This window comes from Bacillus cereus group sp. Bc031 (genome assembly GCF_027716265.1).
GTDB classification, from domain to species: Bacteria; Bacillota; Bacilli; order Bacillales; family Bacillaceae_G; genus Bacillus_A; species Bacillus_A paranthracis.
In genome coordinates, this window is sequence record NZ_JAQFUL010000087.1 from 1 (window position 1) to 20,345 (window position 20,345).

Here is a 20,345-nt window from a genome sequence, read left to right on the forward strand (position 1 = left end):
CCTGTTGAATACAGAAATCATCTTCTTGATGCCGCCTAACTTTTTTTAAAATGTCCTTTACAAAGGGTACGGATTAGGTTGCGCCCTCTTTTTTTATAAATCTTTCACTCGTAGTACACGCATTGCATTTAACACTGCCAGTAGTGTCACACCAACATCTGAGAAAACAGCTTCCCACATTGTTGCAATACCGAAAGCACCAAGTAGTAAAACTAATCCTTTTACCCCTAATGCAAAGATAATATTTTGCCACACAATGCGTCGTGTACGTTTTGCAATGTTTACAGCTGTTGCAATTTTTGATGGCTCATCAGTCATAATAACAATATCTGCCGCTTCAATTGCTGCATCTGATCCTAAACCACCCATCGCAATACCAACATCGGCTCTCGCTAATACCGGTGTATCATTAATACCATCACCAACGAAAGCGACTTTTTCTTTTCCATGCTTCGCTGCATCAATTTTTTCAATCTCTTCTACTTTTTGTTGCGGTAATAGTTCTGCGTGAACTTCATCTAAACCTAATTCCTTACCAACAGCTTCACCAACTGATTTTGCATCACCAGTTAACATGACTGTCTTCTTAATACCTAGTTCTTTTAACTTTTGAATTGCTTGTTTTGAATCTTCTTTTACCTCATCAGAGATAACAATATAACCTGCATATTTTCCATCTACAGCAACGTGAACTAATGTACCTACCGTTTCTGGTTGCTTAAATGTAATGTTCTCTTTTCTCATTAATTTAGCATTACCTGCAAAAATTTCTTTTCCTTGTACTTTTACGACTGTACCGTGACCAGAAATTTCGTTATAATCATCGATCATTTTTTCATCAACTGATTTTCCATATGCATTTCGAATCGATTGTGCAATTGGATGGTTAGAATATACTTCAGCAAATGCTGCATACTCTAATAATTCTTCATTTGTAATACCTTCGCTCGGTTCCATTTTTGTAACTTTGAAGACACCTTTTGTTAATGTGCCTGTTTTATCAAAAACAATATATTTCACATCATTTAAAGCTTCTAAATAGTTACTTCCTTTTACTAACACACCACTTTTAGATGCACCACCGATACCTCCAAAGAATCCAAGAGGAATAGATACAACTAACGCACATGGACAAGAGATTACTAGGAACACTAACGCTCTATAAATCCAATCAGAGAATGTAGCTCCTTCTAAAATAAGTGGTGGAATAAACGCCATGATCGCTGCTGTAATTACTACAACTGGAGTGTAGTAACGCGCGAACTTCGTAATAAAGTTTTCTGTTGGCGCTTTTTTACTGCTTGCATTTTGAACTAAATCTAAAATTTTTGATACGGTTGATTCACCAAATTCTTTTGTAACCTCAATTGTTAATACACCATTTTGGTTCACAAAACCACTTAGTACATCATTTCCAGCTTCAACTTCACGTGGTACAGATTCACCAGTCAATGCTGAAGTATCTACCATTGATGTTCCTTCAACTACTTTTCCGTCTAATGGTACTTTCTCACCAGGTTTCACGATAATATAATCGCCGATTTGTACATCTTCTGGCGATACTTGTTTCGTTTCATTACCAACCTTTACATTCGCGTAATCAGGACGAATATCCATTAATGAAGTAATTGATTTTCGAGAACGGTTTACCGCAATACTTTGGAATAGTTCCCCTACTTGATAGAATAACATTACTGCAACCGCTTCTGGGTATTGTTGAATCGCGAAAGCTCCTAGTGTGGCAATTGCCATTAAGAAGTTCTCATCAAACACTTGGCCACGAGTTATGTTTCTTACCGCTCTCCAAACAATATCTCCACCGATTAATACATACGCAAGGACGAATAACGGAATTGTGATCATTTGTGGTAAGCTAGCTAATGCAGCAATTGCTGTCAAAATTCCGCCGACCACTAATCGTCCTACCATCTTTTTCACATTTGCTTCACCATGATCATGACTATGTCCATGGTCATGACCACCCTTTTCTTCACGAAGAACTTTCACATCTGGTTCTAACTTTTGAACGACATTTGTTATATTGGCTACAGTCGCTTCTAATTCTCTTTTATTCGCTACCTCAACTCGTAATTTCTTTGATACGAAATCAACAGTTGCTGTTGAAACAGTCGGCATTTCTTTCACTTTATTTTCAATCTTCATCGCACAATTTGCGCAATCTAAACCTTCTAATATAAATACTTCTTTTGCTACTTTTGTGCTTTTTTCTTCTTGCACTTTAATGTGCGGTTCTAATTTTGTAACGAGTTGTTTTGCTTCTGTAACAACTTCGTTTTCTTTATTTTGTTCTGTCTCTAAAACCATTGTTTTTGTTGCAAAATTTACAGAGCAAGAATTTACTCCTTCTATATTTCCAACACCTTTTTCGATTTTCATTGCACAGTTCGCACAATCTAAACCTTCTAACATCAGTTTCTTTTTCACTAATGCTTCAGCCATCGTTCTCCCTCCTCGCGTTCTTTTTATTCTTCCTCGTTTACGTGTTCAAACGCTTGCTCGAAGATATGAATTACGTGCTGGTCAGCTAACGAATAATAAACGACCTTTCCTTCTTTACGATTCTTTACAAGTTTCGCTTGCTTTAATACACGAAGCTGATGTGAAATAGATGATTGTGTCATTCCTAATAAATACGCTAAATCACAAACACACATTTCAGCTTCAAATAACGCATGTAATATTCTCGTACGTGTACGATCACCTAATACTTTAAATAATTCTGCTACTTTACTTAAACTTTCATCAGTCGGAATTGTTTGCTTCACTTGATCCACGATTTCCTCATGAATTACCGTTTGAGAACAAGTTTCCTGCGGTGTTTCTACTTTATTTTCAGCCATTATAGCTCACCTCTTTAATTGAACATATGAACAACTGTTCATATATCTTATACCTTTATTATATGAGCGCCTACTCATATGTGTCAATGAAATCTAATACATTTTTTTGAACATTTCGTTCATATTTTAAAAAGATCTACATATATTTTCCGCATCAATTACATTCTCATACAAAAAAAGATGTACACTTTGTACAAAAGAAAAAGCCTTGCGCGCTCCCTAGACGCACAAGGCTTACTATACTTATATCCCTTTTAATTAAGCTTTTAATTAGCTTGTTCTAAATTATCCTGCGAACTTCCATCGTCTTTTAAATGACTATGTTTTTTCGAATAAACAAAGTATACAACTACTCCAATTGCTAACCAAATACCGAAGTAAATCCATGTTGTTAATGGTAGGTTAAACATTAAGAATAGACAACATGCGATTGAAATAATCGGTAGCGTTGGTACAAGTGGTACCACAAAGCCACGTTTTAAGTTCGGATGTGTTTTACGAAGAATAATAACTGACACACCTACCATCGCAAATGTTAACAACGCTCCAATATTCGCTAAATTCGACAATTCTTTTAAATCGATAAATCCAGCAATTAATGCACTACCAATACCCGTTAACCAAGTTGAGAATACTGGTGCTTCTGTCTTCTTATTAATTTTCGCAAATGATTTTGGTAATAAACCATCACGGCTCATCGCGAAGAATACACGTGTCGTTGCATAAATGTAAGCAAAGATTACAGCCATAATACCAATTACAGCTCCAACTGCGATTACACCAGCTACTTTATCTTGTCCTACAACTTCTAATACATATGCCATAGCTTCTGGTACATCTAATTCTTTATAAGAAACCATACCTGTCATAACGAGACAAACTACAACATAAATAATTGTACAAATAACTAACGAAGCAATAATACCAATCGGTAAATCACGTTGTGGATTTTTTACTTCTTCAGCAGAAGTTGCTAATGCATCAAATCCTAAGAAAGCGAAGAATACTGCTGCTCCTCCGGCAAAGATTCCGCTAATGCCGTATGGTGCAAATGGTGTCCAGTTTTCTGGTTGTACGTAAAACGCACCAACTGCAATGAATAAAATAACAATACCAATTTTAATTAATACCATTATGTTATTCACACGCTTACTTTCTTTCGTACCTCTTGATAGTAACCAAGTTAAAACTAATGTAATGACTACTGCTGGTAAATTCACCATTCCACCTTGTGATGGAATCTTTAACAGCTCTGTTGGAATTTCTAATCCAAATCCACTCACTAAGTTATTAAAATAACCCGTCCATCCACCAGCTACTGCGGCAGTTGTTACGACATATACAGATAGTAATGTCCATCCCATTAGGTGGGCAATAAACTCACCAATTGTCGCATATGAATATGTGTACACACTACCTGAAACCGGAAGTGTAGATGCAACTTCTGCATAACATAATGCTGCAAATCCACAAACAATCGCTGCAATCATGAATGAAAAAATAACTGCTGGACCAGCATCTCTTGCTGCTACTAATCCTGTTAATACTAGTACTCCTGTACCGATTATCGCACCAATCCCTAGCATTGTTAGGTCAAATGCCCCTAGCGTTTTCGTTAAAGTTTTACTTTTACTTTCCCCTAACAATTGCGTAACGGATTTCTTTTTAAATAGGTTGGCCACGATGTATGCCCCCTTTTGCCAAGAAGAGCTAAGAGGTATTATCTCTTAGCTCTTATCATGTTGTTTTATATATTGTTCGATTTTGTTTTGTATAATACTTTTATTAGCAAGATACTGTTTCTGCTTCTAATAATTCTTTAGCACCTTTGTACTCTACACCGTGAGCTTCTGCAACTGCTTCGAATGTTACATAGCCATCTAATGTGTTAATACCTTTTAGTAATGCAGAGTTGCCTAAGCAAGCTTCTTTGTAGCCTTTGTTAGCAATTTGTACTGCGTATGGTACTGTTACGTTTGTTAATGCAAGAGTTGATGTACGTGGAACCGCACCTGGCATGTTTGCAACTGCATAATGAACAACGCCGTGTTTTTCGTAAGTTGGGTTATCATGAGTTGTAATACGGTCAGTTGTTTCGAAAATACCACCTTGGTCAATCGCGATATCTACAACAACAGAACCTGGTTCCATTGATTTAATCATTTCTTCTGTTACAAGTTTTGGCGCTTTTGCACCTGGGATTAATACTGCACCGATTACAAGATCAGACTCTTTTACAGCTTCTGCAATATTGTACGGATTAGACATTAAAGTTTTTACTTGGTTTCCGAAAATGTCATCTAATTGACGAAGACGTTCTGCACTTAAGTCGATGATTGTTACATCCGCACCTAGTCCAACTGCAATTTTAGCAGCATTTGTACCAGCTTGTCCACCACCGATGATTGTTACTTTACCACGTTTAACCCCTGGAACACCTGCAAGTAAAATTCCTTTACCGCCTTTGTTCTTCTCAAGGAATTGTGCACCAATTTGTGCAGCCATACGACCAGCTACTTCACTCATAGGTGCAAGTAATGGTAGAGAACGGTTTTCTAATTGTACTGTTTCATATGCAATAGAAACAACTTTCTTTTCGATTAATGCTTTTGTTAATTCTGGTTCTGGAGCTAAGTGTAAGTATGTGAATAAAATTAAACCTTCGCTGAAGTGTTTGTATTCGCTTTCAATTGGTTCCTTAACTTTCATAACCATTTCCATGTTCCAAGCTTCTTCAGCTGTATCAACAATTTTCGCTCCCGCTTCAACATACTGAGCATCTGTGAAACCAGATCCTAAACCTGCCCCCTTTTGAATGAATACTTCGTGATTGTTACGAATTAAATGTACAACACCTGCTGGTGTCATTGCCACACGGTTTTCGTTGTTTTTAATTTCTGCTGGTACCCCAATACGCATAATGAAATGCCCCCTTATAATTAACAGAAAAAAGAAAGTCTTTTTTCTTTTTGTAATAATTAATAACTTATGTCCTTATTCTAGCATAACTTAAAAGTTATGAAAACGCTAACATACCATATTTTTAAAGTTTATATATTTAGAATAGTGTAAATATATAAAACATTGATTCTATTAGGATTCTCGTTTCATCCCATTATCTATCACTCTATTTTTATTATACTCCTTTAAAATAAGCAGCAATCATTTATTATTTGACAATAATATAACAATGTAAGAAATACCAATGATGCCGTATACATATACAGTTATAAGTTTAAACAATACTTTAGGGATATATTCTTTCCCTAAAAAAACAGCTGCTAGCATTTAACTAGCAGCTGGATAACTTATAAATAACTTGGAAAATAAATCATCTGTTGTTTCAGTAATTTTATCAAACAGATCACTTTCTTCCTCTTCTTGCTCTTTTAACATCTTAATTGTTTCACGTGCCGATTCAGGATAATCGGTAATGATACCATCTACGTTTAACTTATAATATCCCTTTAAACTTTCCATATCATTTACCGTCCATACGTAAATTGGCTTGTTTAACTTCCTTGCTTCTTTTACTAATTTCTTATTTAGCATGTATTCTTCTGCTACATAAAAATCAGCCTTCACATTCTTTAAGTGAGCTCTACTTGCATACAATATATATCCTACTTTTATATTTGGATTTGCACGCTTAAATTCTTTTATAAGCGGATAGTGTAACGTTTGAATGACACATTGCTTTTCAAATTCATTATCTTTAATCGTTTTTAATACTTTGTTTACAAAATCTTTTTCGCCCCCATGAAGCTTCACTTCAATATTGAGTTTGATTTTGCCTTTTGCCAGCTTAATAATCTCATCAAGTGTACTTATTTGTCCTGAAAACCCATCTTGACTCAGAGTAAGTTGTCTTAACTCGTCCATCGTTAAATCTGACACGTGAACATTAGCATTAGCAAGGCGTTTCAACTTCAAATCATGTATAACTGCTAATTCACCGTCTTTTGTTTGCAGAACATCAATTTCAGCGTAGTCTGCTTTCGCATCAATAGCGCCTTGCAAAGCTTCTTTTGTATTCTCTACACCTTTTGAAATATAACCGCGATGAGCCATAATAATTGGTTCTTTATATGTATTTGTAATAAAGGTCACAATGAAGGCAACAACCATTCCCGCCGTAATAATTCCTACAATATATACACCAATAAATTTCCAACGATGTTTTTGGAAGAAACATTTATCTGCTTTCGTTTTCGAATAATCTAAACCTTCTTCTAATAAAACATCTTCAACTGGAACCTTTTGTAGATACAATCTCGTAATCGCCATAATATAAAATGGTGTCACGATAAAGCTAAATAAATACAATGTACTCGTTAGAAATACAGACATTGTTGATTCCGCTAATAATGCAAATGTCCCTTTTGGGTTTGTAAATTCATAAACACCCCATAAACATAATAAATATATTCCTAAAAATAGGACATAGACAATTCCTATCGAAATAAAAAATCCTACTAAAAAGAATAGTACTTTAAAAAAGCTTTCTTTTACTAACTTTGCACTTTTACGTGCTGCCACACGAAATGGCTTTTGTTCTAAAACAACAATAGGTAGAACAAAAATCCAGCGAAGGTTCAAATACGCAACTACAGCAAAGAATGTGTAATAACCCACTTGTCCCATCGTTGTCTTAAACAGTTCTCCTGTAATGAAGTTAGGAATTTGAATTTGCGGGATTAATGCTGTTTCATATCCCATATTTAAAAGAGGTAATAATACGACAGCATATAAAATAAATCCCGGTAAGCAATATGTGAAAAGAGTAGGTAAATACGTTACTGTTTTATACAAAATTGGACGTAATCTCACCTTTTGCCTTTTATGAGCAAAGTACGAAATAATAATAAGCACCGCAAATTCCGTAAAGATAAGAAACAGCGCTAACAATGATAAAATTACGATTGCCAAAATGCCGTATGGTGTCTTTAAAAACGCTAATAACTCATCATTCGTCGCATTTGCATACCCACCAAAATACAACAACTTATTAAAAATGATCCCAAATAGCGGGACGAATACAATCGCTGCTAATAATTTATAAGCAAGTTGAAAGGTTAATACATTCCAAAAAGCAAATTTAACTGTTTGAAAGGAATGTCCCATTACCCCTGGTATAGATAGTCTTTTACGGTGTTGCATATATTCCTCCACATTCTAAAACGATATTTGAGATGGATTCCATATTTCCATTTCTAACCCATCTTTTTAATAATAATATATTCCGCTTAACATGAACACTCTTATACATACAATGAAAAAAGTGATGGTTACTCCCCATCACTTTTTTCATCTACTCTATTTTTTCTCTAACCCTTGTCCAAATGCTTTCAAGAAGCTAAAACCAAATGTAATGGCTCTATTGATATCTGGATCTTTTAACACTTTAAAGAAATCCATCACTTTTGTTTTTTTACCACTATTTAATTCATCTGTTGCAAATTGTAATCCCGTAACTAAGCTGGATGTAATTTGTTTCGTTACTTCCGGATCAACTGAAGATAATGCTTCCCCCGCCCCCATCATGTTGTTAAGTGCATTTTTAACTGGTTCACGATTTAATTGCTCCACAGCGATTTTTGAAACATCTTCCTTAGCAGCAAGTAAACTAATCGCCGCATCTAATATTCCAGCCTTCTGTAACTGCGCTAACAGCTGCATCGTTTCTTCTACTGCTTCACGATTATTAGATAGCTCATTTAGAAGTTCATCTGCTACTTGCTGTTTCTGTTCTTCCTCTGTTACAACTTTCTTTTTAATTAAAGTAATCTCTTTCGCCACTATCTCCGCCCCCTAGTCCACGAGTGATACGTATTGTTTTCTTTGCCATTTTTGCTCGATTTCAACACCATTTTGCGGATTACGCTTTTTATCTCGCGGGTTTGAAGATGGTAACGGACGATTTCCTTTTTCACGTAATACACGCATTTTCACCATCGTTTGTTTGTACGCCGGTGTACACGTATAAAGGTCTGTTGCCGTCCCAGTTAAAATATTGATCGCTTCTTCATTTATCGTTGCATGCATCGGTAAGTATAGCTCTTTCCCCGTTACACGCTCAGTAATAAGCGCTTGTACTTTAATTTTGCCAAATGGTGATGCTAATTCTACAAGACCACCATCTTTCACATTGCGCTCTATAGCAAGCTCAGGTGAAATTTCAACGAACACTTCAGATACTTTAGATAAAATACCAGCCGACTTATTCGTCATATTCCCTTCATGGAAATGTTCTAGCATACGTCCATTATTTAAAAGTAAATCATACTCATCTGGCGCTACAACTGGTGGTACCCATTCATCTAATGATAAACGAGCTAGTTTATCTGGGAAGTTAAATCCGTCTACATATAATAGCGGTGTATCACTACCATCATGACTACCCCAACATAAACTATTCCAGCCTTCTAGACGATCGTACGTTGCTTGAGAGTATAACGGTGCAAGCGATGCGATTTCGTCCATAATTTCACTTGGACTTTCGTAATTCCAATCCCCGCCGAGTGCACGAGCAACTTTTTGTAAAATCCACCAATCCGGTTTTGAATCACCTAGTGGTTTTAATACTTCATATAATCTTTGAATACGTCGCTCTGTATTCGTAAACGTTCCTTCTTTTTCTAAGCTTGGTGCCGCTGGTAAAATAACATCAGCAAAACGAGCTGTTTTTGATAAGAACATATCTTGAACAACGAGGAAGTCTAAATTCGCTAAAATATGTTGCACATGGTTCGCATTGGAATCGACTAAAGCCATTTCTTCCCCCATGACATACATACCACGTAGTTTTCCTTCTTCTGCCGCAAGTAACATTGCGATATTATTTAATCCTGGTGCTTTCGGAATCGTTGTGCCGTATGCTTTTTCAAACTTAGCACGAAGCGTATCATCCGATACTGCTTGATAACCTGGAAGCCAGTTTGGTAATGTCGCCATATCACAAGCACCTTGTACATTATTATGACCTCGTAATGGATATGCGCCTGCACCAGGACGACGATAGTTCCCCGTAACAAGCAGTAAATTGGAAATGGCAGCAGATGTTGTACTTCCTCCTGTATTTTGCGTTACACCCATTCCCCAAAGTATACAAGTTCCATCTGCTTCATATACCATACGAGCCATTTCTTTCAGGTTTTCTTTCGAAATTCCCGTAATTTCTTCTGTATAATCAAGCGTATACTTTTCTAACATTGTGCTATATTCATCAAAGTTCTTCACATTTTCAGCTATGAACTTTTTATCATGCCAACCTTGATCAATAATATATTTCGTAATACCAGCAAGCCATACGTAATCTGTACCTTGGCGCGGATGAATAAATAAATCCGCACGCTCTGCCATTTCATGTTTACGAAGATCTGCTACAATCAGTTTTTGCTCGTGTAATTTATGAGCACGTTTTACACGCGTCGCGAGTACAGGATGTCCTTCTGTTGGATTCGCACCAACGATAATGACAAGGCCTGCTTCAGCTATATCTTTCACTGTTCCAGCATCGCCGCCCATACCGACAGTTTTAAATAAACCATCAGTTGCTGGAGATTGGCAATAACGCGAGCAGTTATCTACATTATTTGTTCCATATATTTGACGAGCTAGTTTTTGCATAAGATAATTTTCTTCATTCGTTACTTTCGAAGAAGAAATAAATCCAAATGCATCGCTGCCGTATTCTGATTTAATATGTTGCATGTTAGAAGCCACAACTTCTAACGCTTCTTCCCATGAAGCTTCAACAAACATATCTCCTTGGCGAATTAATGGCTTCGTAATGCGATCTTCACTATTTACAAAGTCCCATCCAAATTTACCTTTTACACATGTGGAAATGCCATTAACCGGTGCATCAGAAACAGGTTGCACTTTTAATATATGGCGATCTTTCGTCCATACTTCGAATGAACAACCGACACCACAAAATGTACAAACAGTTTTTGTTTTATTCACTTTCGTCTTACGCATCGCAGCCTCTACTTCTGAAACTGCTAAAATACTACTATATCCAGGCTCTACATCCTTTACAAAATCAATCATCGGATCTAACACATCTGATTTTAATCCTGTCATGAATCCAGCTTCACCTAACATTGATTTTTCCATTAACGCATTACATGGACATACTGTTACACACTGCCCACAACTTACACAAGATGAGTCATTTATACTTACACCATGATCCCATATAACACGCGGACGATCTAAGCTCCAGTCTATCGATATCGTTTCATTAACCTGTAGGTTTTGACATACTTCTACACACTGTCCACAAGCAATACATTGATTTGGATCATACCGATAAAACGGATGTGACATATCCACTTCACAAGCACTTACTTTCGGCTCATACGGATATTTCTGTTCTTCAATTCCCATCATATGTACTGTATTATGAACCTTACAATTACCGTTATTGTTATCACATACGGTACAATACAATAAATGATTCTCTAATATTCGATCCATCGCCTCAGTCTGCGCCTCTTTCGCACGCTGTGACTGTCTTTCAATATGCATACCATTCTCTATTTGCGTTGAACAAGCACGCATTAACTTCCCATCTACTTCTACAATACACGTATCACAAGTTTGAATTGGATCTACTTCTGGTACATGACAAATTTGAGGATGTTCCAAATTACTCTCGTTAAATAATTGTAGTATCGTCTTTTCACCTGATGCTGAAAATTCTTTACCATCCACGGTTACACGGACTGTCTGTTCTGCCATAGTTTCCCCTCTCCTTACAACCAACTGTACAACACATTTGTGAATCCGTTTTCACAAATGTGTTGTACATATTTTTGAAACGCCCTGCCTAAATACTTTTCTTATGAAGTCGATTCTAGATGTTTATAAGGTATCACTACGAAAGCTTGAAAATTTCACTATTCTACATTTCTATTATATCGTATATATACAATAATAACCAAAATAATCTGATACCTTCCTTCTAATAGATGTTTTTATTTTTTCAATGTTTTATGATGAATGTGGGAGAAAATACATATAAAAGGGGAATTTCATATGGGACCTACGCAAGAGAGTTATACAATTGTACGCTATCACTCTGGTACATTTTCAAAACAAACTGATGAGATTGTTACAGAATCTCCTATTACTATTAAATTGAATGGTGAAGAATATGTAACAGTCGTATGTACACCAAATTATATTGAAGATATGGTAATTGGTTTTTTAATTTCTGAGGGGATTATTTCTTCCTATAAAGATATTGAAGAACTATGGGTTCAAAAAGATAACGGAATTGTCCATGTAACATCATCAAAAATAAATCCGCTCTATCAAAATTTATATAATAAACGATACATCACTTCCTGCTGCGGAAAAGGTAGACAAGGTTTTATTTTCGCTAACGATGCAGCAAAAGCAAAAGATTTACATGATATACATATAAAAATTACTCCTGAAGAATGCTTTTACTTAATGAATACTTTACAACAATCTTCTACTACCTTTCGCCAAACCGGCGGTGTTCACAATACCGCGCTATGTGATCGAAACAATATCCTCCTATCAAGAATGGATATTGGAAGACATAATGCATTAGATAAAATATATGGACATTGTTTACGCAACGATATATCTGTTAAAGGAAAAATCATTGCATTTAGCGGGCGTATTTCATCCGAAATTTTACTCAAAGTTTCAAAAATCGGATGTGAAATTGTTCTATCTAAATCCGCTCCAACAAAACTAGCATTGCAACTCGCTCACGATTTAGGCATTACTGTCGTAGGATTTATTAGAAATGACTCTTGTAATATTTACACGCATCCACATCGAGTTGATGGTTATCGATCGAATAACTAAAATAACTCCTCAATCGAGGAGTTATTTTAGTTATGAAAATGTAATATATTAAATGCTTGAATAGTTAATAAAGTTAATATATAATTTCATTACATATTAAAAAACAAAACATTGTAGCATATATCTTTTCATTCTTTTACACATTAAAAGAGACTGCTAACAAAACGCATACACATTCTTATATATGTAATGGATTTATTTGATTTAAAATCGACCAAGGAGGTTACAACGATGGAAATTCGCTTATTAACGACAGAGGACGCAGAAATATATTTAAAAGTTTGTATGGAAGGTTTAACGAAGAACCCGGAAGCTTTTAGCTCTTCTTATGAAGATGTTCTTAAACATGAGGATCCTGTAGCTGCTATGGCAAAACGATTAAGCAATCCGGATAAGTATACTCTAGGGGTCTTCAAAGATAACGATTTAATCGGCATTGCTACTTTAGAAACAAAGCCTTTCATTAAACAAGAACATAAAGCAAAAATCGGTTCCGTTTTTGTTTCCCCTAAAGCACGTGGCCTTGGAGCAGGACGAGCTCTTATTAAAGCAATTATTGAAAATGCCGATAAATTACATGTAGAACAACTTATGCTCGATGTTGTAGTTGGTAACGATGCAGCAAAAAAATTATATGAGTCATTAGGTTTCCAAACTTACGGCGTACAAGAGCGTTCATTAAAACATAACGGTCAATATTGGGACGAAGAACATATGGTTCTATTCTTAAATGATTAATACTTCAATCTAGTTTTCCAAAAGCATCTTTTTATTAAGAAAGATGCTTTTTTCATTACAACAATGTAATCTTCATGTCACCTTTATCGATCGTACCAAACCTTTCCATTCATTATACTAAAAATATAAAGTGAAACTTTACTCAGTGGGGAACTACATCCCACGCTGATCGCATGTACTTGATATGTAGAGGAGAATGTGACATGAAACAAAACAAACGAGCTATGCTTTTAATATTTACTACAGCAATTGTAACTTCTGGATTAGCAATTTTACCTTGGTTTATTATATAAAAATACTCCCCCTAACAACGAAAAAAGCTTATTGCTTCTTAAGAAGCAATAAGCTTTTTTATATTATAAAATCCCCAAAATTTTATTTACACAACTTATAATAATAACCATAGATACGGCAACGCACATAACAACCGTATTACGATCTTGCTTTTCTTTTTTTGAAATTTCTTCTTTTGGATTCATGTGTATGATCTCCTTTTAAAAAAAGTGTGAGATAGGAAATTTTTCTTATCCGATGCGAGGTGAATACGAAAACCCTCTCTATCTCACATACACAATAGAATGGAATTGTCATTTTATAAATAAAATGACATGACGTTATGTCGCAACATAGGGTATTTTGTGTCGCTACGTTTTCTATTATAAAAAATAGTTGTGCAAAACCAGTGCATTTTTTATGTCAATTACTCTGAGCGAGAAATCACTCTTCCACTCAATCACATAAAAAGAGTTTTTTATCATTTTCATGTAAACTATACAAGTAGAATGAACAGTTTGGGGTGCACAAGATTATGGTAAAAATTTTATTAGTAGACGATGAAGAACGTATGTTACGATTATTAGATCTGTTCTTAAGTCCTCGTGGCTATTTTTGTATGAAAGCTACCTCTGGCCTTGAAGCACTAAAGTTAATAGAACAAAAAGACTTCGATATTGTTTTGTTAGATGTAATGATGCCAAATATGGATGGATGGGATACTTGCTATCAAATCCGTCAAATTTCCAACGTTCCAATCATTATGCTAACAGCTCGTAATCAAAATTACGATATGGTAAAAGGCCTTACGATCGGTGCAGATGACTATATTACAAAACCATTTGATGAGCATGTATTAGTTGCACGAATTGAGGCTATATTACGCCGTACAAAGAAAGATGGATTTGTTAGCTTCAATGGTATTGAGTGGGATAAAACGAAACATACTGTCACAGTGTATGATGAAAAAATCTCACTGACTCCTATCGAATTTTCGTTACTTGGACTATTTTTACAAAATACAAACCGTGCTTATAGCCGAGATGATTTAATCGAAAAAATTTGGGGTTATGAAACAGACATTGAATATAGAACAATCGATTCACATATTCGCAATATCCGTGATAAATTACGTAAAAAAGGATTTCCAGTTGAAAATTACTTAGAAACTGTTTATAAGGTCGGATATAAATGGAAAAGTGAATAATTACTTCGGTCAGTGGAAACTAGTATACCACTGACCCTTTATTATGAATAAGGTATGGTGAGAAAATGAGTAAACTTTCACTTAAAATCGGGACATACTTTTTAATATTAGCTTTATGTATTGAAACAATTGCTTTCGTATCTTTTTACAAAAGTATTTCTAAAATGCGCATTGAAGAGGAAACACTCGCTCTTTTAGAAAAAGGTAATCGCTATAGTAACAAAATTACACAACGCGCAAAGTGGAGTGCATTTGCTAAAGAAAAGAAACACGGCGAACGCGCTGAATACAATAAAAATCCTAAGCGTCCTATATACCCAGAATTCGATATCGCTGATGAGGCTGAACACTTAGTTGAATCAGAATCAATTGCTAACTCTGATATAGCTATCATTATAACGGACAATAATGGAAAAATTATTTCCACTTCAGAACCTGTAACAAAAGCAATGCAAAAACAGCTTACATGTAAAACAGAACTTATTCCAGCAAACGGGTTGGTTGTCGAAAAGAACTGGAAAAAATCAAAATTCATCACAACCGTAAGCTCACTCAATACAGCAGAGTTTCAAGGAAAGTTATATATGTTACTAAAAACATCTTTCTTAGAAAATATGTTACTTAAACTCATGAACCAATTTCTTATCATTAGTGTTTTGACTGTTATTTTAACGACTATTTCTGTCTTTGTTTTTTCTCGTGTTATTACAGAACCGCTTATAAAAATGAAGAGGGCAACAGAAAAAATGTCAAAATTAAATAAACCAATTCAATTAGGTATTAAACGGAATGATGAACTTGGAAGCTTAGCAAAAACGATTGAAGATTTGTCCAGTGAACTAACTTATATGAAAAAAGAACGCAATGAATTTCTTGCTAGTGTCGCCCATGAACTATTAACTCCATTGACCTATATGAAAGGTTATGCGAAAGTAGCAAAGAGAGACACTTTAACGAAAGAAGAGCGAGAAGAATACTTGCAAATCATCGAGGATGAAACACATAGTGTAACTGACCTCGTCCAAGATTTATTTATGCTTGTACAATTAGAACAACACCAGTTTGTTATAAAAAAACAAAAAGTACTTCTTAGACCATTTTTAGAACGAATGGTTGAAAAAACAAAAACAACATTAACAAATAAACAAATGCAACTTCATGTATATTGCAAAGATGATTTAGAAGTTTGCATAGACGAAAGACGTATGGAACAAGTTATGTTAAATTTATTACACAATGCTTATCAACACTCACTAGAAAACACTACTATTACGATACGCGTACTCACAGAAACAAATTCTTTTACAATAAGTGTACAAGATGAAGGTGAAGGTATTCCTGAAGAAGATATTCCACATATTTTCGATCGTTTTTATCGTGTTGATAAATCTAGAACGAGAGCTACTGGGGGAAAAGGTATCGGGCTAGCTGTTGCTAAAGAAATTGTGGAATTGCATAACGGTGCCATTCTAGTAACAAGCAAATTAGGGGTAGGAACTACCTTTATAATTGAGCTACCTTTTGAATAATATGTGTGTGAAAACACCAGTAATAGTAAAAACTACTGGTGTTATTTTGTTCATAAAATCAGCTTATATAAGCTAAGCTTTTGAAATTATTCTTATTTCAATATAAAATAAAGATACATTTGTCAAAGATTTGGAGGGTGATATAATTGGATATCCATGTATTAACAAAAGATGAAGCGGAAATTTACTTAGAACTTCGTGTAGAAGGTTTAAAGCAAAACCCTGAAGCTTTCAGCTCTTCTTATGAAGATATTATTAATAAAGAGTGTGCGATTGAATATAAAGCACAAAAATTAGCACAAGATGAAAACTATACGCTAGGCGCATTCAAAGATGGAAAATTAATCGGGGTTGCAACACTGGAAACGAAACCATATGTAAAACAAGAACATAAAGCTAAAATCGGTTCTGTATATGTATCTCCAAAAGCACGCGGACTTGGAGCAGGGAAAGCACTTATTAAAGAATGTCTTGAGCTTGCTAAATCTTTAGAGGTGGAACAAGTTATGCTTGATGTTGTTGTTGGCAACGATGGAGCAAAAAAACTTTATGAATCATTAGGATTTAAAACATTCGGTGTACAAGAACGTTCATTAAAATATAACGGACAATATTGGGACGAAGAGCATATGGTCTTATTCTTAGACGAAAATAAATAATAAAAAACATCCTCTCATGTATGAGGATGTTTTTTTACTTTTTTCTAAACCACGCTGTATTTAATAGTTGAATCGCTTTCGCAATTTCTTCTTCTGATAAGATCGCAAACCCAAGTAAAACGACATTTTCAGGTGCAGTACCGTCTTTATAGTACGTAGAAACAGGATATATTTTAATACTATATTTTGCAGCTTCTTGAATGAGTTCTTCTTCTCGCATTCCATTATGTACTTTTAATAAAATGTGTAATCCCGAATCTTCTCCTATCACTTCAACATGATTAGAGAAATACTTCTCTATTTCAAAAACAAGTCGATCCCTCTTTTTCCGGTAGACGACACGCATTTTATGAATATGTTTTTCCCAATAACCTTCATGTAAAAACTTTCTAATCACTTCTTGATCCATTCTTGAAACACTTTGTGTATAAAATAAATATTCTTTTTGGTACTTTTTAATTAAATTCTTCGGTAATACTATATAGCTCATCCGTAATGAGGGCAACAAAGCTTTTGATAACGTCCCCATATAAATAACTTTCCCATCTGTATCTAACCCTTGTAGTGCCGGAATTGGCTTTCCTGAATAACGAAATTCACTATCGTAATCATCTTCAATAATATACCTATCTTCTTCTTTCTTTGCCCATTGTAAAAGCTGCGTCCTTCTCGTAATAGGCATAATCATTCCATATGGAAACTGATGAGAAGGAGTTACAAATACAACATTTGCAGTGCTATTTTCTAAATCTGCCATACAAATTCCGTCCCTATCTAAAGACAACATTTGAACCTTCTTTTCTCCCTGTTCAAAAACGACCATTTTCCTATGGTACCCTGGATTTTCAACAGCGTAATTACTTCCCTTCAACAATTGAAAAAGTAACTTCACTAATATTTGTGTTCCCGCACCTAATACAATTTGACTAGCTGAACAACGTACACCTCTAGATTCATACAAATAGTTCGCAATTTCCTCTCGTAAGCTTAATTCTCCTTGAGGGTGTCCAAGAAAAAGTAAATCATTATTACGCGGCTGCCATACATCATTTATAAGCTTGCGGTACATAGTGAACGGAAAAGTTTTTGTATCAACCCCTGTTTGTGTGAAATCAAATGTATAGTTCTCCTCCTGAAACGATACTTCTTCTACTTTCGCTTCGCTTCCTTCTACATCCATCATTTGTTCAAATTTACATACAAAATAACCTTTTCTTGATATCGACTCAATGTAACCTTCTGCAAGTAATTGCTCGTAAGCCGCTTCTATTGTATTCTTACTCACTTGTAAATAGCTCGCCAGCTTTCTCTTTGCGGGTAATTTTGTAAAAGCGGAAATCGTTCCATCCTTAATCTCTTTTTTTATATACTCATACAATTGCACGTACAATGCCTTTTTACTATTCATATTTAAATTAGGCGTTAATTCTAACATAATATCTGACCCCTTAATAAAACTAAAATCTGATACTTTTTACAGTACCAGAAGTTATATATAATTCCTTTTATCATGTCACACATAAAAAATCAAATACTCGAGAGGAGATGCATGATTATGAACAATAGTAGACGGATTGGACTCATTATGATTATTACAGGAGCTACCTTATGGGGATTATCTGGCCCGATGATTCAGTGGCTATTTCAACATACTAACGTATCATCAATTGATTTTTTAACAATTCGCTTGTTGCTTGCAGGATTATTTATTTTATCTTTTTTACGGATAAAGAAACAAAACATATTTCAAATTTGGAAACACTCTAGACATTCTATACAACTTATTATTTTCTCTATTCTCGGCATGCTCGGTGCGCAATATGCCTTTATCGAAACAGTTCATATTAGTAACGCGGTCACAGCGACATTATTTCAATTTCTAGGTCCTGTTCTTATTACCATTTATGTCGCATTTGGACAAAGAAAATTCCCTGCTTCTATGCAACTACTCGCAATTATTACTGCCCTAACGGGAACGTACTTTATTATTACAAACGGTTCAATTGAAAATATTGTTTTATCGAAAGAAGCCATTATTTTTGGCCTATTAACAGCAATTGGATTTGCATTTTATACCCTCCATCCAGCTTCTCTTATTAAAGAATGCGGAACAACCATAGTAATTGGCTGGGGGATGCTAATCGGCGGCATCGCCCTACTTATTTGTAATCGCTCGTTTGGATGGAGTCAACTTTCACAAACCTTTACACCAAAAACTTTTTCTATGCTTATCCTTATCATTATAAGTGGCACTCTTTCTTTCCTTCTTTATATCGGTAGTCTGAAATATTTAGCAGCAACAGAAACGAGCATTTTATCTAGCATTGAACCACTTGTAGCGGCCATCGTTTCAATCGCTTGGCTAAATGAATCTTTTGGAGCCTATCAATTATTAGGCGGCGTATGTATCATTCTTTCTGTTATTTTCTTAACGATGCCGCAAAAAGAGAATGAGCCAACCTTTACAACTGAACAAGTATAGAAAAATGTCAAAAGAGGTCGTACAAAACTTACGACCTCTTTTTATACTTTAAAGGAATTGTCCCGCTTTCTAGCAAATACAATTACACTAACAATAAAAATTAGGAGTGTGGCACCATGAAAAAAATCGGAACTATGCTACTTTTCTCCTTTCTCATCGCTGGATGCTCGCAAGCTCAACCCGATTCCGAAGTACCTAAAAAAGAAGCTGTCGCAACATCATCCAATCAAGTTAATGCACCTTCCTTCTTTCATCTTAGTGTTTTAAAAGATGTGAATTGGGAAGAAGCTCCATCCTTCGTAGATGGAAAAATACCTTTAAAAGGCATCGAAGGAAAAATCGCAATGGCTGATACCTCTATTATCTCAAATGAACAAAATGAAATAATGTGGTACTTTTTAGATTCTGAAAGGCCAACTGGAAAACTCTCTATTATTGCACTAAAACAAGGGTCAGTAACGCCAACACCCGTACTCTTTCAACAAGAAACTTCTAAACCAACTTGGACTACTTCAAATACAATTGATTCTACTACAACCGAACTCCCACTCACTATGTCACTACCTTCATCTGGATTATGGGTATTAAATATATACGTGAATGAAAAATATTATGATCAGTTTGTAATCAATGCCACAGAAAATAAATAAAAGGAAGGAGGCTGTTTCATAATCCGTACCCTTTGTAAAGGACATTTTAAAAAAAGTTAGGCGGCATCAAGAAGATGATTTCTGTATTCAACAG

The 20,345-nt window shown here is 35.2% G+C and carries 16 protein-coding genes; 7 read left to right on the plus strand and 9 right to left on the minus strand.

What is annotated here, in order from left to right:
- Positions 1 to 93 precede the first annotated feature (93 nt).
- From PDQ33_RS23845 to fdhF, 7 genes are all read right to left on the minus strand, one after another.
- On the minus strand, positions 94 to 2,460 hold the full coding sequence (locus PDQ33_RS23845) for a heavy metal translocating P-type ATPase (protein WP_000796604.1): 2,367 nt from the start codon (positions 2,458 to 2,460) through the stop codon (positions 94 to 96).
- A gap of 23 nt (positions 2,461 to 2,483) precedes the next feature.
- Positions 2,484 to 2,861 carry an ArsR/SmtB family transcription factor gene (locus tag PDQ33_RS23850; protein WP_000829678.1) on the minus strand — a complete coding sequence of 126 codons (378 nt, stop codon included), beginning with the start codon at positions 2,859 to 2,861 and terminating at the stop codon, positions 2,484 to 2,486.
- A gap of 266 nt (positions 2,862 to 3,127) precedes the next feature.
- The gene (locus PDQ33_RS23855) at positions 3,128 to 4,543 is read right to left on the minus strand and encodes an amino acid permease (protein ID WP_001284880.1); all 1,416 of its coding nucleotides are present in this window, start codon (positions 4,541 to 4,543) and stop codon (positions 3,128 to 3,130) included.
- A 103-nt stretch (positions 4,544 to 4,646) separates the two neighbouring features.
- Complete coding sequence (ald, locus tag PDQ33_RS23860) at positions 4,647 to 5,780, minus strand: alanine dehydrogenase (protein ID WP_001219742.1); 1,134 nt, start codon at positions 5,778 to 5,780, stop codon at positions 4,647 to 4,649.
- Between the two features lie 369 nt (positions 5,781 to 6,149).
- The gene (locus PDQ33_RS23865) at positions 6,150 to 8,021 is read right to left on the minus strand and encodes a glycerophosphoryl diester phosphodiesterase membrane domain-containing protein (protein ID WP_001164732.1); all 1,872 of its coding nucleotides are present in this window, start codon (positions 8,019 to 8,021) and stop codon (positions 6,150 to 6,152) included.
- 156 nt (positions 8,022 to 8,177) lie between these two features.
- On the minus strand, positions 8,178 to 8,660 hold the full coding sequence (locus PDQ33_RS23870) for a DUF1641 domain-containing protein (protein ID WP_001040529.1): 483 nt from the start codon (positions 8,658 to 8,660) through the stop codon (positions 8,178 to 8,180).
- A gap of 12 nt (positions 8,661 to 8,672) precedes the next feature.
- Positions 8,673 to 11,609: a formate dehydrogenase subunit alpha gene (gene fdhF / locus PDQ33_RS23875; RefSeq protein WP_270394624.1), complete on the minus strand. Its 2,937-nt coding sequence runs from the start codon at positions 11,607 to 11,609 to the stop codon at positions 8,673 to 8,675.
- Positions 11,610 to 11,906: 297 nt separating this feature from the next.
- On the opposite strand from fdhF, the gene fdhD reads away from it, so the two are divergent.
- Positions 11,907 to 12,713: a formate dehydrogenase accessory sulfurtransferase FdhD gene (fdhD, locus tag PDQ33_RS23880; protein WP_076872107.1), complete on the plus strand. Its 807-nt coding sequence runs from the start codon at positions 11,907 to 11,909 to the stop codon at positions 12,711 to 12,713.
- 231 nt (positions 12,714 to 12,944) lie between these two features.
- Positions 12,945 to 13,451: a GNAT family N-acetyltransferase gene (locus PDQ33_RS23885; RefSeq protein WP_000405875.1), complete on the plus strand. Its 507-nt coding sequence runs from the start codon at positions 12,945 to 12,947 to the stop codon at positions 13,449 to 13,451.
- Positions 13,452 to 13,807: 356 nt separating this feature from the next.
- Here PDQ33_RS23885 and PDQ33_RS23890 read toward each other — a convergent pair whose 3' ends face one another.
- Positions 13,808 to 13,930 carry a hypothetical protein gene (locus tag PDQ33_RS23890; RefSeq protein WP_001068392.1) on the minus strand — a complete coding sequence of 41 codons (123 nt, stop codon included), beginning with the start codon at positions 13,928 to 13,930 and terminating at the stop codon, positions 13,808 to 13,810.
- Between the two features lie 329 nt (positions 13,931 to 14,259).
- Between PDQ33_RS23890 and PDQ33_RS23895 the strand changes: the two genes are divergently transcribed.
- The 3 genes from PDQ33_RS23895 to PDQ33_RS23905 all read left to right on the plus strand — a co-directional run bounded on the left by PDQ33_RS23895 (position 14,260) and on the right by PDQ33_RS23905 (position 17,119).
- Positions 14,260 to 14,931 (plus strand): response regulator transcription factor, encoded by a 672-nt coding sequence (locus PDQ33_RS23895; protein ID WP_000238954.1) that lies wholly within the window; start codon positions 14,260 to 14,262, stop codon positions 14,929 to 14,931.
- Between the two features lie 65 nt (positions 14,932 to 14,996).
- Positions 14,997 to 16,460, plus strand: a complete 1,464-nt coding sequence (locus PDQ33_RS23900) for a sensor histidine kinase (protein WP_076872794.1) — start codon at positions 14,997 to 14,999, stop codon at positions 16,458 to 16,460.
- 146 nt (positions 16,461 to 16,606) lie between these two features.
- Positions 16,607 to 17,119 carry a GNAT family N-acetyltransferase gene (locus tag PDQ33_RS23905; protein ID WP_000351212.1) on the plus strand — a complete coding sequence of 171 codons (513 nt, stop codon included), beginning with the start codon at positions 16,607 to 16,609 and terminating at the stop codon, positions 17,117 to 17,119.
- A gap of 34 nt (positions 17,120 to 17,153) precedes the next feature.
- On the opposite strand, the gene pdxR is transcribed toward PDQ33_RS23905, so the two are convergent.
- Positions 17,154 to 18,554 (minus strand): MocR-like pyridoxine biosynthesis transcription factor PdxR, encoded by a 1,401-nt coding sequence (gene pdxR, locus PDQ33_RS23910; protein ID WP_076872793.1) that lies wholly within the window; start codon positions 18,552 to 18,554, stop codon positions 17,154 to 17,156.
- A 120-nt stretch (positions 18,555 to 18,674) separates the two neighbouring features.
- Here pdxR and PDQ33_RS23915 point away from each other — a divergent pair, with 120 nt between their 5' ends.
- Together PDQ33_RS23915 and PDQ33_RS23920 are read left to right on the plus strand one after the other, a co-directional pair.
- On the plus strand, positions 18,675 to 19,601 hold the full coding sequence (locus PDQ33_RS23915; RefSeq protein ID WP_076872792.1) for a DMT family transporter: 927 nt from the start codon (positions 18,675 to 18,677) through the stop codon (positions 19,599 to 19,601).
- A 116-nt stretch (positions 19,602 to 19,717) separates the two neighbouring features.
- Positions 19,718 to 20,251 (plus strand): DUF4871 domain-containing protein, encoded by a 534-nt coding sequence (locus PDQ33_RS23920; RefSeq protein ID WP_181995951.1) that lies wholly within the window; start codon positions 19,718 to 19,720, stop codon positions 20,249 to 20,251.
- The last annotated feature ends 94 nt before the right edge of the window (positions 20,252 to 20,345 follow it).

Coding starts and splice junctions, on each gene's coding strand:
- PDQ33_RS23845 (WP_000796604.1), bottom strand. CDS start 2,460: ATGGCTGAAGCATTAGTGAAAAAGAAACTGATGTTAGAAGGTTTAGAT.
- PDQ33_RS23850 (WP_000829678.1), bottom strand. CDS start 2,861: ATGGCTGAAAATAAAGTAGAAACACCGCAGGAAACTTGTTCTCAAACG.
- ald (WP_001219742.1), bottom strand. CDS start 5,780: ATGCGTATTGGGGTACCAGCAGAAATTAAAAACAACGAAAACCGTGTG.
- PDQ33_RS23865 (WP_001164732.1), bottom strand. CDS start 8,021: ATGCAACACCGTAAAAGACTATCTATACCAGGGGTAATGGGACATTCC.
- fdhF (WP_270394624.1), bottom strand. CDS start 11,609: ATGGCAGAACAGACAGTCCGTGTAACCGTGGATGGTAAAGAATTTTCA.
- fdhD (WP_076872107.1), top strand. CDS start 11,907: ATGGGACCTACGCAAGAGAGTTATACAATTGTACGCTATCACTCTGGT.
- PDQ33_RS23885 (WP_000405875.1), top strand. CDS start 12,945: ATGGAAATTCGCTTATTAACGACAGAGGACGCAGAAATATATTTAAAA.
- PDQ33_RS23890 (WP_001068392.1), bottom strand. CDS start 13,930: ATGAATCCAAAAGAAGAAATTTCAAAAAAAGAAAAGCAAGATCGTAAT.
- PDQ33_RS23895 (WP_000238954.1), top strand. CDS start 14,260: ATGGTAAAAATTTTATTAGTAGACGATGAAGAACGTATGTTACGATTA.
- PDQ33_RS23900 (WP_076872794.1), top strand. CDS start 14,997: ATGAGTAAACTTTCACTTAAAATCGGGACATACTTTTTAATATTAGCT.
- pdxR (WP_076872793.1), bottom strand. CDS start 18,554: ATGTTAGAATTAACGCCTAATTTAAATATGAATAGTAAAAAGGCATTG.
- PDQ33_RS23915 (WP_076872792.1), top strand. CDS start 18,675: ATGAACAATAGTAGACGGATTGGACTCATTATGATTATTACAGGAGCT.
- PDQ33_RS23920 (WP_181995951.1), top strand. CDS start 19,718: ATGAAAAAAATCGGAACTATGCTACTTTTCTCCTTTCTCATCGCTGGA.